We start from the raw sequence: 14,396 nt of genomic DNA, 5'->3' as shown, positions 1-14,396 counted from the left end.
TCGTTCTCCATTCAGCGGTATGACGGCCGGCGATGCCAGACCAGGTGGTGCAGCAGGCCGCCTTGCGCACCGCAGGCGACGGACACCAGGTAGAGCAGCCCCGCCGCCAGGATGATGGCCGGCGAGGCGGGCAGGTTGTAGTGGTACGAGACCAACAGCCCGGCGATGCCCGCGACCACGCCCAGGACCGCGGCCAGCGCGATCTGCGCGGCCGCCGTGGGCAGCCAGAAGCGCGCCGCCGCGGCGGGCAGCATCATCATGCCCACCACCATCAGCGTGCCCAGCACCTGGAAGCCGGCCACCAGGTTCAGCACCACCAGCACCAGGAAGATCATGTGCGCCAGCGCGCCCCCGCCCCCGCTGGCGCGCAGGAAGCCCGGATCCAGGCATTCCGCCACCAGCAGGCGGTACAGGGCAGCCAGGACCAGCAGCGTCGCGCTGGCCGCGCTGGTCACCAGCAGCAGGGCCGCGTCGTCCAGCCCCAGCACGGTGCCGAACAGCACATGCAGCAGATCCATGTTCGAGCCGCGCGCCGACACCAGCAGCACGCCCAGGCCGAGCGATATCAAATAGAACGCGGCAAAGCTGGCGTCTTCGCGCAACGGCGTCAGGCGCGCTACCAGGCCCGCCAGCAGCGCGACCGCCAGGCCAGTGGCCAGGCCGCCCAGCAACATCGCGCCCCATGACAGGCCGGCCAGCAGGAAGCCCGCCGCCACGCCGGGCAGGATGGCGTGCGACATCGCGTCGCCCATCAGGCTCATGCGGCGCAGTACCAGGAACACGCCGAGGGGCGCGGCGCCGAACGCCGCCGCGCAAGTGCCCGCCAGGGCGCGGCGCATGAACCCATAGTCGAGGAATGGCGCGACGGCCCAGTCGAACAGGCTCACAGCCACGGCTCCGCGGCGCCGCGCGCGGCGCACAGGTTGGCGGCCGTCAGTACCTCGCCGGTGGCCCCCCAGGCCACCGGCCGCCCGGCCAGCAGCAAGGTCTGCGAGAAATGGCGCCGCACCAAGCCCAGATCATGCAGGACCGCGATCACCGTGCGGCCTTCCCGGTGCAGGCCGCACAACAATCGCATCAGCGTGTCGGCGGTGTCGCTGTCGACGGCGGCGAAGGGTTCGTCCAGCAGCAGCACCTGGGCATCCTGCACCAGCAGGCGCGCGAACAGCGCCCGCTGCATCTGCCCGCCCGACAGCGTGCCGACGATGCGCCCGGCCTCGCCGGCCAGGCCGACGGTTTCCAGGGCCTGCCAGGCGCGCCGGGTCTCCTGCCGTCCGAAGCCGCGCCAGGCCCCGACGCGGCGCCAGCCCCCCATGGCCACCATGTCCAGCACGGTGACGGGAAAGCCGCGGTCCAGGTCGGCGGCCTGCGGCAGCCAGGCCAGGCGCGCGCGTTCGGCCGCGGCCACCCGCACCGTGCCGGCCAACGGCCGCAACAGGCCCATGATGCCCTTGACCAGGGTGGATTTGCCGGCGCCGTTCGGCCCCGCGATGGCCGTCATCGAACCGCGCGCGAAGCCGCCCGAGACGGCGCGTACGGCGGGCTGCCCACGCCAGCCGAACGCGGCGTCGTGCAGCGCGATGACCGGCGTGCCGGGGTCGGCATCCGACCAGCCGGCCATCAGGCGCCCCCCCACCAGCCCAGTGCCCAGCCCGTCAGCGCCCACAGCGCCGCGGCGGCGGCCAGGGCGACGACCAGCCGGCCGGCGGCCGAGGCACGCAAGGCGGAGCGGAGAGGCCGGGCGCAGACGGCCGAAACATTGTGAGACATACTCGGAAGCAAAGGGTGCGGCGGCGGGCCTGAGCCGGCCCATTAGCAAACACAATGTTATATCATAACAAATATGGCACGCCGCCACGCCGGCAGTCCCCGCCGGCCGCGTTTTCTGCTACCTTCGCGTAAATTCCCGCACTGCCCGGCCGCCGATGTCTACTTCCTCCCGCTCGACCCGTTCCGACCCCATAGGCGAGCAATTGCGCACCGCCGAGTCGCTCTGTGCGCAGCGCGGCCGGCGCCTGACCCCCATTCGCCGCAAGGTGCTGGAACTGCTGCTGCGGCACGGCCGCAGCCTGAAGGCGTATGAACTGCTCGACGCCATGCGCGCCGTGCATCCGGGCGCGGCGCCGCCCACCGTCTACCGCGCGCTCGACTTCCTGATGGACGAGGGGCTGATCCACCGCCTGGACGCGGTCAATGCCTGGACGGCTTGCCATGACGCGGCCGGCGCGCCACACGACCTGCTGGTGGTATGCACCGGCTGCGGCGCCGTGGCCGAAGTCAGCGACCCCGCCATGAGCCGCCAATTGGCCGAACGGGTGGCGCGCACCGGCTTCGCGCTGGCCACGCACGAGACGGAAATCCGCGCGCTGTGCCCACAGTGCCAACAGAAGCAGCCCGCTGACGCGACGCATCACCACGGCCATACGCACTGAGTCGGCAAGCGGAAAAAGCGCGCGGCTTGAATTTCCGCAATACATCCCCATATAACCTTATCTATTGGATTGCGGCACCGTTTCCGGTCGCTCCGCCAGGGCATTTGCCAGGGTTGGCCCGGGGTTTGCCCCCCCGCCCTTACTGTGCTGTAATCCTGCGTCCGGCCGCAACAGCGGCCGCCCGTAGTCCGCGCCCGAGCCGCGCCCCTGCGCCTCCGCGCCTTCAGCTTTCGCCTTGCCATGAATACCCAGCGCAGTTTGGACAAAATGGTTCCCGTCACCATCCTCACCGGCTTTCTCGGTGCGGGCAAGACCACCCTGCTCAAGCGCATCCTCACCGAATACCACGGCCGGCGCGTCGCGGTCATCGAGAACGAATTCGGGCCGGAAAGCATCGACAACGATCTGCTCGTGCAGGACAGCGACGAAGAGATCATCGAGCTCAGCAACGGCTGCGTGTGCTGCACCGTGCGCGGCGACCTGATGCGCACCCTGGCCGACCTGCGCGCCAAGCGCGAGGCCGGCCAGCTCAGCTTCGAACGCGTCATCCTCGAGACCACCGGCATGGCCAACCCCGGCCCGGTATGCCAGACGTTCTTCATGGACGACGAGATCGCCGAGTACTACCGCCTGGATGCGGTGGTCACCGTGGTGGACGCCAAGCACGGCATGGCCACGCTCGACGCCCAGACCGAAGCCCAGAAGCAGGTCGGCTTCGCCGACCGCATCCTGGTCTCGAAGAAAGACCTGGTCAACGAGGCCGACTACGAAGCGCTGCGCGCCCGGCTGGTGCGCATCAACCCGCGCGCGCCCATCTCGCCGGTCAACTTCGGCGACGCCGACCTGAAGTCCATCATCGACATCAGCGGCTTCAACCTGAATTCCATTCTCGACATCGACCCGGACTTCCTGGCCGATGAACACCCCGACGCCGCGCACAGCCACGCCCACGGGCATGACCATGGCCACGACCACGATCATGACCACGAAGGCGAATGCGGCGACCATTGCCATCACGATCACCACCATCATCACCACCACCACGACGACGAAATCGGCGCGTTCGTCTTCCGCTCCAACAAGCCCTTCGATCCCGCGCGGCTCGAGGAATTCCTGGGTGGCGTGGTGCAGGTATACGGCCCCGACCTGATGCGCTACAAAGGCATCCTGTACATGAAGGGCATCAACCGCCGCATGCTGTTCCAGGGCGTGCACATGATGATGGGCGCCGAACCCGGCAAGCCGTGGACCGCGGCCGAAAAGCCATTCACCAAAATGGTCTTCATCGGCCGCAAGCTGCCCCAGGAGATTTTCACCCGGGGCTTGGAGCAGTGCCTGGCAGGCTAATGCCGCCATCCCGACGCGCGACCCGCGCCAGGATCGATTCATAGTGGAGTGTTTTCATGGCTACCAAGGCAGCAACCAAAAAATCAAGCAAGTCGACGAGCGATACGGCGATTGATCTGCCCAGCGAGGAAGAATTGCTGGCCATGCCCGAGTCCGACTACATGAACGAGCGCCAGCTGGCGTTCTTCAAGGAACGGCTCAAGCAACTCGAACAGGACATCCTGGCCAACGCCGGCGAGACCACCGAGCACCTGCGCGAAACCCAGTTCGTGCCCGACCCGGCCGACCGCGCCACCATCGAGGAAGAACACGCGCTCGAGCTGCGCACCCGCGACCGCGAGCGCAAGCTGCTCAAGAAAGTGCAACAGTCTATTGCCCGCATCGACAGCGGCGAATACGGCTGGTGCGAGGAAACCGGCGAACCCATCGGCATTCCCCGCCTGCTGGCCCGCCCCACCGCCACCCTGTCGCTCGAAGCACAGGAACGGCGCGAAATGCGCCAGAAGCTGTACGGCGACTGAGCCCGTCCCTGCTTTATCGCCCGCTTGCCAGGGCCGCCGCGAAGCATCGCGGCGGCCCTTTTCCATTCCGCTGCCGGGTGGATAATGGACGGCGCGGCCGCGGCCGCCGCGCCTTGAAATCCTGCGCTTCGCCCCCAGCTAGGGCCTTCATAGGAAGGAAAGCATGGAACAATTTCACGCCACCACCATCGTCTGCGTGCGCCGCGGCAACCGCGTCGCGCTGGGCGGCGATGGCCAGGTCACCCTGGGCAACGTCGTCATCAAGGGTACGGCCCGCAAGATCCGCCGCCTGTACCACGACAAGATCCTGGCCGGCTTCGCCGGCGCCACGGCCGATGCCTTCACCTTGCAGGAACGCTTCGAAGCAAAGCTGGAAAAACACCAGGGCAACCTGATGCGCGCCGCGGTCGAACTGACCCGCGACTGGCGCACCGACCGCGTGCTGCGCCGCCTGGAGGCCATGCTGATCGTGGCCGACGCCGAGCACACCCTGGTGCTGACCGGCAACGGCGACGTCCTCGAACCCGAGCACGGCCTGGCCGCCATCGGCTCGGGCGGCGCCTACGCCCAGTCGGCCGCCCTGGCGCTGCTGCGCAACACCGAGCTGTCGCCCCAGGAGATCGTCAAGCAATCGCTGGAGATCGCCGGCGACATCTGCATCTACACCAACCAGAACCACGTCATCGAAACCCTGGGCGAATAAGCCGCCGGCGCAGGCCGGCCGCAGCAAGGATTCCGCTTTATGTCCGCATCCACCATGACCCCCGGAGAAATCGTCTCCGAACTCGATAAATACATCATCGGCCAGAACCGCGCCAAGCGCGCGGTGGCCGTGGCCCTGCGCAACCGCTGGCGCCGCCAGCAGGTGGCCGAGCCGCTGCGCCACGAGATCCATCCCAAGAACATCCTGATGATCGGGCCCACCGGCGTGGGCAAGACCGAGATCGCGCGCCGCCTGGCCAAGCTGGCCAACGCGCCCTTCATCAAGATCGAGGCCACCAAGTTCACCGAGGTCGGCTACGTGGGGCGCGATGTCGACACCATCATCCGCGACCTGACCGAATACTCCATCAAGCAGACGCGCGAACTGGAGATGCGCCGCGTGCGCACCCAGGCCGAAGACGCCGCCGAGGACCGCATCCTCGACGTGCTGGTGCCGCCCGCGCGCAATGCCGCCGGCGAGCCGGACCGCGGCGAGGAAGGCAGCGCCCGCCAGACGTTCCGCAAGCGCTTGCGCGAGGGCAAGATCGACGACCTGGAAGTCGAGATCGAGATCGCCCAGCCCATGCCGCAGATGGACGTCATGACGCCGCCCGGCATGGAAGAAATGGCCGAACAGCTGCGCGGCATGTTCGCCGGCCTGGCGCGCGACAAGAAAAAGCCCAAGAAAATGAAGGTCCGGGAAGCCTTCAAGCTGATCGTCGAAGAAGAGGCCGCCAAGCGCATCAACGAAGACGACCTGCGCACCGCCGCCATCGCCAATGTCGAGCAGAACGGCATCGTGTTCCTCGACGAAATCGACAAGATCGCCGCGCGCCAGGAAACCGGCGGCGCGGACGTCTCGCGCCAGGGCGTGCAGCGCGACCTGCTGCCGCTGGTGGAAGGCACCACGGTCAACACCCGCTACGGCATGGTGCGTACCGACCACATCCTGTTCATCGCCTCCGGCGCTTTCCACCTGTCGCGCCCGTCGGACCTGATCCCCGAACTGCAGGGACGCTTTCCGATCCGCGTCGAGCTGGAATCGCTGTCGGCCCAGGACTTCGTGCGCATCCTGTCGGACACCGACGCCTCGCTGATCAAGCAATACTCGGCGCTGCTGGCCACCGAAGAGGTGCAGCTGGACTTCACGCAGGACGGCATCGAACGGCTGGCCGAGCTGGCGTTCTCGGTCAACGAGCGCACCGAGAACATCGGTGCGCGGCGCCTGTACACGGTCATGGAAAAACTGCTGGAAGAGCTGTCGTTCGACGCCGCCGCCAGCAGCGGCAAGACGATCAAGGTCGATGCCGCCTACGTGGATGCGCAGCTGTCGGAGGCCGCCGCCAGCCAGGACCTGGCGCGCTACGTGCTGTAGCCAGGGCGCGGCCCCGCGGGCCGCGCCGCGTTACTTGCTGATTTCCGTGACGACGTAGCTGCCGTTCTTGCGCGTGGCCGTGAAGCGCACGCTGTCGCCTGGCTTGATGCCGGCCAGCTTGGCGGGCTCGGCCTGGTACACCAGGGTCATGGCGGGCAGGCCCAGGGCCGAGATCTCGCCGTGCTTGATCGTCACCTTGCCGGCCGCGGCGTCCACCCGGCGCACCTCGCCGCTGGCGCTGGCCGTGGCCTGCGTCTCCTGGGAAGCCGCCTGGGCGGGCGCCGGACCGGCGGCCCACAGGGCCAGTCCCGCGGCGGCCAGCAGCGCCAGGGCCCCCATTGTGCGCGCTCGTTTCATCTGCATTGCTCCTTGTTGCCTGCGGCGCCGGCAAACGGCGCCGTCCGTACAGGTACAGGATAACGCGTTCGCGCGGCCGGGCCCGGCACTACACTAGGGCTTTGTCCGCTCGACAACACCTCCAGACCCAAGGAATCCGCAATGGGCAACCGACTCTCCGCCATCGCCACCCGCACCGGCGACGATGGCACCACCGGCCTGGGCGACGGCAGCCGCACGCCGAAAGACGCGCCGCGCATCGCCGCGCTGGGCGACGTGGACGAGCTGAACAGCGTCATCGGCCTGCTGCGCGCCGAACCCCTGCCCGATGCGGTCCAGGCCGACCTGGACACCATCCAGCACGACCTGTTCGACCTGGGCGCCGAACTCTGCATTCCCGGCCACACGGCCATCGAGCCAGACCAGCTCGCCTTCCTGGACCAGCGCCTGGCGCAGTACAACGAGGCCCTGCCGCCGCTGCGCGAGTTCATCCTGCCGGGGGGCGGCCGCGCAGCCGCGCTGGCGCACCTGGCCCGCACCGTGGCGCGCCGCGCCGAGCGTTCGGTGGTGGCACTGGGCCGCGACGAACCCGTCAATGCCCCGGCGCGACAGTACCTGAACCGGCTGTCGGACCTGATGTTCGTGCTGGCGCGGCACCTGAACCGCGCCCAGGGCACGGGCGATGTATTCTGGACCAGCAAGCATTCGCGCGTGCAACCCTAGGGCGATCGGATCTTCCATGAGCATTCTCGTCACCGGCGGCGCGGGCTTCATCGGCGCGAACTTCGTGCTGGACTGGCTCGGCCGGACCGATGAGCCGGTCATCAACCTCGACAAGCTCACCTATGCCGGCCACGCCGGCAACCTGGCGAGCCTGCGGGGCGACCCTCGCCATCTGTTCGTGCAGGGCGACATCGCCGACGCCGCGCTGGTGGCCGACCTGCTGCGCAGGCACCAGCCTCGCGCGGTGCTGAACTTCGCCGCCGAATCGCACGTCGACCGCGCCATCCGCGGACCCGAGGCCTTCATCCAGACCAACGTCGCGGGCACCTTCCAGCTGCTGGAAGCGGTGCGCGCCTACTGGAACACCCTGGCGGGCGAGGCGCGCGATGCGTTCCGCTACCTGCAAGTGTCCACCGACGAGGTCTACGGGTCGCTGGCGCCCGGCGCGCCGGCCTTCGCCGAAGGCGATCCGTACCGTCCCAACAACCCCTATTCCGCCAGCAAGGCGGCCGCCGACCACCTGGTGCGGGCCTACGGGCACACCTACGGGCTGCCGGTGCTGACCTCGCATTGCCCCAACAACTACGGCCCGCGCCAGTTCCCCGAAAAGCTGATCCCGCTGCTGATCCACCGCGCGCTGGCCGGCCAGCCGCTGCCGCTGTACGGAGACGGCGCCCATGTGCGCGACTGGCTGTATGTCGAGGACCACTGCGCCGGGCTGCGCCGCGTCCTGCAGGCTGGCGAGCCCGGGCAGGCTTACCATATCGGCGCCGGCCAGGAACGCAGCAACCTGCAGGTGGCGCAAGCGCTGTGCGCCCTGCTCGACGCCTGCCGGCCCCGCGACGGCGGGCGCTCGTACCACGAGCTGATCACCTTCGTGCGCGACCGGCCGGGCCACGACCGGCGCTATGCCATCGACGCCGGCAAGATCCAGCGCGAGCTGGGTTGGCGCCCGGCGCACGACTTCGAGTCGGGGCTGCGCGCCACCGTGCAGTGGTACCTGGACCATGCCCAATGGGTGGCGGACGTGGCGGGCGGCGCCTATCGCCAGTGGATCCAGACCCAATACACGCCATGAAGATACTCTTGCTCGGCGCCACCGGCCAGGTAGGCAACGCGTTGCGGCGCACGCTGCTGCCGCTGGGCGGCGTGGCGGCGCCGCCGCGCGCGCAGGCGGACCTGGCCGACCTGGACGCGCTGCGGGCCCTGCTGCAGGCGCAGGCGCCGCGGGTGATCGTGAATGCCGCCGCGCACACGGCGGTCGACCGCGCACAGGAGCATCCGGGCGAGGCCTTCCGCGTCAACGCCGAGGCGGTGGCGGTGCTGGCCGCGCACGCGCGGCAGCACGACGCGCTGCTGCTGCACTATTCCACCGACTATGTCTTCGACGGCCTGAAGGCGGACGCCTATCGCGAAACCGATGCCGCCGCGCCGCTCAATGAATACGGTCGCTCGAAGCTGGCCGGCGAAGAAGCCATCCGGGCCAGCGGCTGCCGCGCGGTGGTCTTGCGCACCAGCTGGGTATACGGCGCGCACGGCCGCAATTTCGTCAAGACGGTGCTGCGGCTGGCGCGCGAGCGCGACGAGCTGCGCGTGGTGGACGACCAGCACGGCGCCCCCACCTCGGCCGAGCTGATCGCCGACGTGACCGCGCTGGCGCTGGCCGCCTACGGCCGGCAACAGCTGGACGAGGGGCTGTACCACCTGAGCGCGGCCGGACGCGCCAGCTGGCACGACCTGGCGCGCCGCACGGTCGAGCGGGCCCGCCGCAACGGCGCGCCGCTGCGGCTGCGGCCCGAGCGCATCCGCGCCATCGCCACGGAGGACTATCCCCTGCCCGCGCCGCGGCCGCGCAATTCGCTGCTGGATACCGGCCTGCTGTCCGGCGCGCTGGGGCTGGATCTGCCGGACTGGACCGTGCACCTGGACCGCACGGTAGACTGTCTGACCCGCCCGTTCGACGCCCTGTCCGACGCCTCATGAAAATCACGCCCCTGGCCATTCCCGATGTCGTGCTGATCGAGCCGGATGTATTCAGCGACGCGCGCGGCTTCTTCTACGAGAGCTACAACGCCGCGCGCTTCGAAGCCGCGCTCGGGCGCCGGCCGCGCTTCGTGCAAGACAACCATTCGCGCTCGGCGCGCCACGTGGTGCGCGGCCTGCATTACCAGATCCACCAGCCGCAGGCCAAGCTGGTGCGCGCGATCGTCGGCGAGGTCTACGACGTGGCGGTGGACTTGCGCCAGTCCTCGCCCACCTTCGGACGCTGGGCCGGCGCCCTGCTGTCGGCCGACAACAAGCGCCAGCTATGGATACCGGAGGGCTTCGCGCACGGGTTCATGGTGCTGTCGGACGCCGCCGAGACCCTGTACAAGGCCACCGACTACTATGCCCCGCAGCACGAGCGCTGCCTGCGCTGGGACGACCCGGCCATCGGCATCGAGTGGCCGCGCACGACGGACGTGATCGTGTCGCAGAAAGACGAGCGCGGGCTGGCGCTGGCGGACGCGGAGACGTATCCGTAAGCGGCAGGGCAAGCGGGCTGGGAAGGTGTCTCGGAAGGTGTCAGACACCCCGCGAGACGCCCCACGCAGGCAACGACCGCCGCATGGGGTGTCTGACACCTGGAGCGCGTTGCAGGGCGGAGGCGTCAGACACCGCAGGGTGGCTGACACTTGTGAACACCTGGATGGCGTTGCATCGCGGCGGTGTCAGACACCTTCCGGTGTCTGACACCTGGATAGATGCTGCGTAGTTGCGCCGCGTTCAGTTGACGCCGGCCGCGTGCGCCTGCTCGTCGGCGTGGTACGACGAACGCACCATGGCGCCCACCGCCGCGTGCGAGAAGCCCATGGCGTAGGCTTCGCGCTCGAACATGGCGAAGGTGTCCGGGTGCGCGTAGCGCAGCACCGGCAGGTGGTGTTCCGACGGCTGCAGGTACTGGCCAATGGTGAGCATGTCCACGCCATGGGCGCGCATGTCGCGCATGACCTGCAGGATTTCCTCGTCGGTTTCGCCCAGGCCCAGCATCAGGCCGGACTTGGTCGGCACTTCGGGATGCAGCTGCTTGAACTCGGCCAGCAGCTTCAGCGAATGCGCATAGTCGGAGCCCGGGCGCGCCTGCTTGTACAGGCGCGGCACGGTTTCCAGGTTGTGGTTCATGACATCGGGCGGGCCGGCGTTCAGGATGGCCAATGCGCGTTCCAGGCGGCCGCGGAAATCGGGCACCAGGACCTCGATGCGCGTGCTGGGCGACAGGGCGCGGATGCGCGAGATGCAGTCGACGAAATGGGCGGCACCGCCGTCGCGCAGGTCGTCGCGGTCGACCGAGGTGATCACCACGTACGACAGCTTGAGCGCCGCGATGGTGCGCGCCAGGTTCTCGGGCTCGCTGGCATCGAGCGGATCGGGCCGGCCATGCCCCACGTCGCAGAACGGGCAGCGGCGCGTGCACTTGTCGCCCATGATCATGAACGTGGCCGTGCCCTTGCCGAAGCATTCGCCGATGTTGGGGCACGAGGCCTCTTCACAGACGGTGTGCAGGTTGTGCTCGCGCAGGATGCGCTTGATGTCGTAGAAGCGCGAGCCCGGCGCGGCCGCCTTGACGCGGATCCACTCGGGCTTCTTCAGGCGCTCGGCCGGCACGATCTTGATGGGAATGCGCGCGGTCTTGGCCTGCGACTTCTGCTTCTGCGTGGCATCGTAGGCGGCCGGCGCGGCGGCCTGCGATTCGTTCGAGGAAAGGGAGGGCTCGAGCGTGGACATTCGTCACCTTCGTCTTGACCGCTCGCCGTTCGGGAAAACACCGCGCGATCCGAGAGAAAAAGGCATTTTAGCGCGTTGCGTCCAGCGGCCGCGGCAGCGCGGCCAGCAGGCGGGCCGCCAGGCGCTCGCCCACGGCCGCCAGGTCGTGCCGCGCGCCGCATACAGCCATGTCGACAGTGCGCAGGCCTTCATAGCCGCAGGGATTGATGCCCAGGAACGGCGCCAGGTCCATGTCGACGTTCAGCGCCACGCCGTGATAGGCGTAGCCGTTGCGGATCTTGATGCCCAGCGCGGCGATCTTGGCCAGTTCGCCGGCCGGCCCCTGCGGCACGTATACGCCCGGCGCACCAGGTTTGCGGCAGGCGCCGGCGATGCCGAAGTCGGCCAATGTGCCGATGGCCGCCGCTTCGAGCAGCTGCACGTATTCGCGCACGAACAGGCCGGCGCGCCGCAGGTCGAACAAGGCATACGCCACCACCTGGCCGGGGCCGTGGTACGTGACCTGGCCGCCGCGATCGCACTGCACCACCGGAATGGCGCCGGGATTGAGCAGGTGTTCGGGCTTGCCGGCCTGGCCCAGCGTGTAGACGGGCGCGTGCTCGCACAGCCAGACCTGGTCGGCCGTGCCGGCATGCCGCGCGGCGGTGAACGCCCGCATGGCCTGCCATACCGGCGTGTAGTCCGCCGGCCGGGGCAACCACTTGATCATGGCATGCGCCCGGCCGCCTACAGGACGATCGACACCATGGGGTGCCCGTGCAGCGCCCGATACAGGTTGTCGAGCTGCTCGCGCGAGGTGGCGCGCACGGTGAAGGTCAGGCCGATGTAGTTGCCGCCCTTGCTGGGCCGCATCTCGACCGTGGCCGGATCGAATTCCGGATCGAACTGCAGCACCACGTCGGTCATGGTCTGCGCGAAATCGGGATGCTGCTTGCCCATGACTTTGATGGGAAAGTCGGACGGGTACTCGATCAGCGAGTCTTCGGGCGGGATATGGTGCATGGCGGATCGGCCGCGTCGGGCCTACAGGGCGGCGATACGGGCATCATAACCCGCGCGGATCCGGGCATAAACGGGGCCGGGTTTGCCGCTGCCCACCGGCTTGCCGTTGAAGGACGTGGCCGGCAACACCTCCTTGGTGGCCGAGGTCACCAGCAGCTCGTCGGCGGCGGCCACTTCGTCCTCGGTGATGCGGCGCGCCTCGAACGGGATGCCGGCCTCGGCCGCCAGCTCGCCCATCAGGCCGTAGCGGATGCCTTCCAGGATGAGGTTGTTCTTCGGCGGCGCCAGCAGCTTGCCGCCCGACACCACCCAGATATTGCTCGACGAGCCTTCGGTCAGGAAGCCGTCGCGGAACTGCGCGACTTCGTCCGCGCCAGCCTCGACCGCCTGCTGGCGCGCCAGCACGTTGCCCAGCAGCGAGACCGACTTGATCTCGCAGTGCAGCCAGCGCTCGTCGGGGATGCCGATCAGGCTGATGCCCTGTTCGCGCTGCGCCGCCGAGGGCGGGTTGAACACCGTGGCCATGCCGAACACGGTCGGCGACACGGCCTGCGCCGGGAAAGCGTGGTCGCGCTTGTAGACGCCGCGCGTGACCTGCAGGTACACGATGCAGGTGGGCGTGGCCGAACGGCTGGCCAGCTGGCCGATCAGGTCGACCCAGGCCGCGCGTTCCATCGGCTGCGCGATGCGCAGCGCCTTCAGGCTGCGATCCAGGCGGTCGAGGTGCTCGGTCATGCGGAACGGCTTGCCGTCGTAGACCGGCACCACCTCGTAGATGCCGTCGCCGAAAATGAACCCGCGGTCCAGTACCGAGATCTTGGCCTCGTCGGCCCGCATGAACTCGCCGTTGAGATACACCTGGCTGTCGCCCGGCATGCCCGGAATCATGGATGGCTCCTCAAAAGGAAAAAGGGGCGGCACGCCCGCCCCGCAATGACTGGATGATTATTGGAACTTGCGCTTGACCATGTCGACCAGGCGGCCGAAGAAGCCCGCGCGCTCGACATCGCTCTGCACCACCAGCGGCTCGCTGCGCAGCGTCTTGCCGTCGAGCGTGAGCTGTAGCGTGCCGACCTGCTGGCCCTTGGACAGCGGCGCGACCAGCGGATCGGTGCGCTGCGCTACCGGCTTGACCTCGGCCGACTTGCCGCGCGGCACGGTCAGCCACACCGGGCTGGGCGGCCCCAGCTTGACGGTCTCGACCGTGCCTTCCCAGACGCGGGCATCCAGCCCGGGCTGGCTCTGGCCATACAGCTGGACCGTATCGAAGTTCTGGAAGCTCCAGTTCAGCAGCTTCAGGCTTTCCTCGGCGCGGGTGGCCTCGCTGTCGGCCCCGGCCAGCACCGTGAGCACGCGCCGGTCGCCGCGCAGCGCGGTCGACACCAGGCAGTAGCCGGCCGCCTCGGTATGGCCGGTCTTCATGCCGTCCACGGACGGATCGGCCCACAGCAGGCGGTTGCGGTTGGGCTGCGTGATCTTGTTGTAGGTGTACTCTTTCTGCTTGTAGTAGTGGTAGTAATCGGGGTGATCCTTGATCAGCGCCGCCGACAGGATGGCCAGGTCGGCCACCGTGGTCATGTGCTGCGGATCGGGCAGGCCGGTGGCGTTCATGAAATGCGTATGCGCCATGCCGAGCCGCTCGGCTTCCTGGTTCATCAGGGCGGCGAAGGCAGACTCGCTGCCGCCCACCGCCTCGGCCAGCGCCACCGAGGCGTCATTGCCCGACTGCACGATCATGCCCTGGATGAGCTCGTCGACCGTGACCGGCTTGCGCGGCTCGATGAACATGCGCGAGCCGCCGGTGCGCCAGGCATGCTCGGACACCGGCACCTGCTGCTCGAGCGTCAGGCGCTTTTCCTTCAGCGCGTTGAACACCACGTAGGCGGTCATGATCTTGGTCAGCGAGGCGGGCTCGATCTGCATGTCCGGGTTGGACGATGCCAGCACCTGGCCGCTGTTGACGTCGATGGTGACCCAGGCGCGCGCGGCGATAGTGGGCGCCGGCACCGCCGACAGTTCCGCGACGGGCGCCACGGCCGCGGCGGGCGCCGAGGCGGTGGCGGGGCCCGCCGGCTGCTGCTGCGCCCAGGCGGGCATGGAAACCGCCATCAGCGCCGACAACACGGCGCCGGCAAGCGCGCGGCGGGGGAACGCAACAGGAGACGGAAAGGAGCGGTTTTTTTTCATCGGCAA

Annotated in this window: 17 protein-coding genes; 9 read left to right on the top strand and 8 right to left on the bottom strand. The window is 68.6% G+C overall.

Going from position 1 to position 14,396, the window contains the following annotated elements:
• Positions 1–11: 11 nt before the first annotated feature.
• Entirely contained in the window at positions 12–839 is an 828-nt protein-coding gene (locus ACKTT0_RS09720; RefSeq protein ID WP_407852406.1) for a metal ABC transporter permease, read from the bottom strand.
• 44 nt (positions 840–883) lie between these two features.
• Positions 884–1,621: a metal ABC transporter ATP-binding protein gene (locus tag ACKTT0_RS09715; RefSeq protein ID WP_407849696.1), complete on the bottom strand. Its 738-nt coding sequence runs from the start codon at positions 1,619–1,621 to the stop codon at positions 884–886.
• Positions 1,622–1,925: 304 nt separating this feature from the next.
• Here ACKTT0_RS09715 and ACKTT0_RS09710 point away from each other — a divergent pair, with 304 nt between their 5' ends.
• The 5 genes from ACKTT0_RS09710 (at position 1,926) to hslU (ending at position 6,377) form a co-directional block, all read left to right on the top strand.
• Positions 1,926–2,432 (top strand): Fur family transcriptional regulator, encoded by a 507-nt coding sequence (locus ACKTT0_RS09710; RefSeq protein WP_407849695.1) that lies wholly within the window; start codon positions 1,926–1,928, stop codon positions 2,430–2,432.
• Positions 2,433–2,672: 240 nt separating this feature from the next.
• Positions 2,673–3,779, top strand: a complete 1,107-nt coding sequence (locus ACKTT0_RS09705; RefSeq protein ID WP_407849694.1) for a CobW family GTP-binding protein — start codon at positions 2,673–2,675, stop codon at positions 3,777–3,779.
• 56 nt (positions 3,780–3,835) lie between these two features.
• On the top strand, positions 3,836–4,300 hold the full coding sequence (gene dksA, locus ACKTT0_RS09700) for an RNA polymerase-binding protein DksA (RefSeq protein ID WP_012251620.1): 465 nt from the start codon (positions 3,836–3,838) through the stop codon (positions 4,298–4,300).
• A gap of 163 nt (positions 4,301–4,463) precedes the next feature.
• The gene (gene hslV, locus ACKTT0_RS09695; protein ID WP_407849693.1) at positions 4,464–5,003 is read left to right on the top strand and encodes an ATP-dependent protease subunit HslV; all 540 of its coding nucleotides are present in this window, start codon (positions 4,464–4,466) and stop codon (positions 5,001–5,003) included.
• 39 nt (positions 5,004–5,042) lie between these two features.
• Complete coding sequence (gene hslU / locus ACKTT0_RS09690; RefSeq protein WP_407849692.1) at positions 5,043–6,377, top strand: ATP-dependent protease ATPase subunit HslU; 1,335 nt, start codon at positions 5,043–5,045, stop codon at positions 6,375–6,377.
• A 30-nt stretch (positions 6,378–6,407) separates the two neighbouring features.
• Here the strand turns inward: hslU and ACKTT0_RS09685 are convergent, their stop codons facing one another.
• Positions 6,408–6,740 carry a copper-binding protein gene (locus ACKTT0_RS09685; protein ID WP_407849691.1) on the bottom strand — a complete coding sequence of 111 codons (333 nt, stop codon included), beginning with the start codon at positions 6,738–6,740 and terminating at the stop codon, positions 6,408–6,410.
• Between the two features lie 135 nt (positions 6,741–6,875).
• On the opposite strand from ACKTT0_RS09685, the gene ACKTT0_RS09680 reads away from it, so the two are divergent.
• The 4 genes from ACKTT0_RS09680 to rfbC are packed head-to-tail and all read left to right on the top strand — an operon-like array spanning position 6,876 to position 9,961.
• Entirely contained in the window at positions 6,876–7,436 is a 561-nt protein-coding gene (locus ACKTT0_RS09680) for a cob(I)yrinic acid a,c-diamide adenosyltransferase (protein ID WP_028354434.1), read from the top strand.
• 16 nt (positions 7,437–7,452) lie between these two features.
• Positions 7,453–8,514 (top strand): dTDP-glucose 4,6-dehydratase, encoded by a 1,062-nt coding sequence (gene rfbB / locus ACKTT0_RS09675; RefSeq protein ID WP_407849689.1) that lies wholly within the window; start codon positions 7,453–7,455, stop codon positions 8,512–8,514.
• On the top strand, positions 8,511–9,419 hold the full coding sequence (rfbD, locus tag ACKTT0_RS09670) for a dTDP-4-dehydrorhamnose reductase (protein ID WP_407849688.1): 909 nt from the start codon (positions 8,511–8,513) through the stop codon (positions 9,417–9,419). The genes rfbB and rfbD overlap by 4 nt, the downstream gene beginning before the upstream one ends.
• Positions 9,416–9,961, top strand: coding sequence for a dTDP-4-dehydrorhamnose 3,5-epimerase (gene rfbC, locus ACKTT0_RS09665; RefSeq protein ID WP_407849687.1), 546 nt, complete (start codon positions 9,416–9,418; stop codon positions 9,959–9,961). The genes rfbD and rfbC overlap by 4 nt, the downstream gene beginning before the upstream one ends.
• 241 nt (positions 9,962–10,202) lie before the next feature.
• Here the strand turns inward: rfbC and lipA are convergent, their stop codons facing one another.
• From lipA to ACKTT0_RS09640, 5 genes are all read right to left on the bottom strand, one after another.
• The gene (gene lipA / locus ACKTT0_RS09660) at positions 10,203–11,201 is read right to left on the bottom strand and encodes a lipoyl synthase (protein WP_407849686.1); all 999 of its coding nucleotides are present in this window, start codon (positions 11,199–11,201) and stop codon (positions 10,203–10,205) included.
• A 67-nt stretch (positions 11,202–11,268) separates the two neighbouring features.
• Positions 11,269–11,910, bottom strand: coding sequence for a lipoyl(octanoyl) transferase LipB (lipB, locus tag ACKTT0_RS09655; RefSeq protein ID WP_407849685.1), 642 nt, complete (start codon positions 11,908–11,910; stop codon positions 11,269–11,271).
• A gap of 17 nt (positions 11,911–11,927) precedes the next feature.
• Entirely contained in the window at positions 11,928–12,203 is a 276-nt protein-coding gene (locus ACKTT0_RS09650) for a YbeD family protein (protein WP_028354439.1), read from the bottom strand.
• Between the two features lie 21 nt (positions 12,204–12,224).
• On the bottom strand, positions 12,225–13,091 hold the full coding sequence (locus ACKTT0_RS09645) for a D-amino acid aminotransferase (RefSeq protein WP_407849684.1): 867 nt from the start codon (positions 13,089–13,091) through the stop codon (positions 12,225–12,227).
• 57 nt (positions 13,092–13,148) lie between these two features.
• Positions 13,149–14,390 (bottom strand): D-alanyl-D-alanine carboxypeptidase family protein, encoded by a 1,242-nt coding sequence (locus ACKTT0_RS09640; RefSeq protein ID WP_407849683.1) that lies wholly within the window; start codon positions 14,388–14,390, stop codon positions 13,149–13,151.
• Between the last annotated feature and the right edge of the window lie 6 nt (positions 14,391–14,396).

It is taken from the genome of Bordetella saccharivorans (assembly GCF_045862855.1).
Classification (GTDB): Bacteria; Pseudomonadota; Gammaproteobacteria; order Burkholderiales; family Burkholderiaceae_B; genus Bordetella_A; species Bordetella_A petrii_F.
The sequence above is the reverse complement of the archived record's forward strand: the minus strand, read 5'-3'. Positions and strand labels throughout refer to the sequence as shown.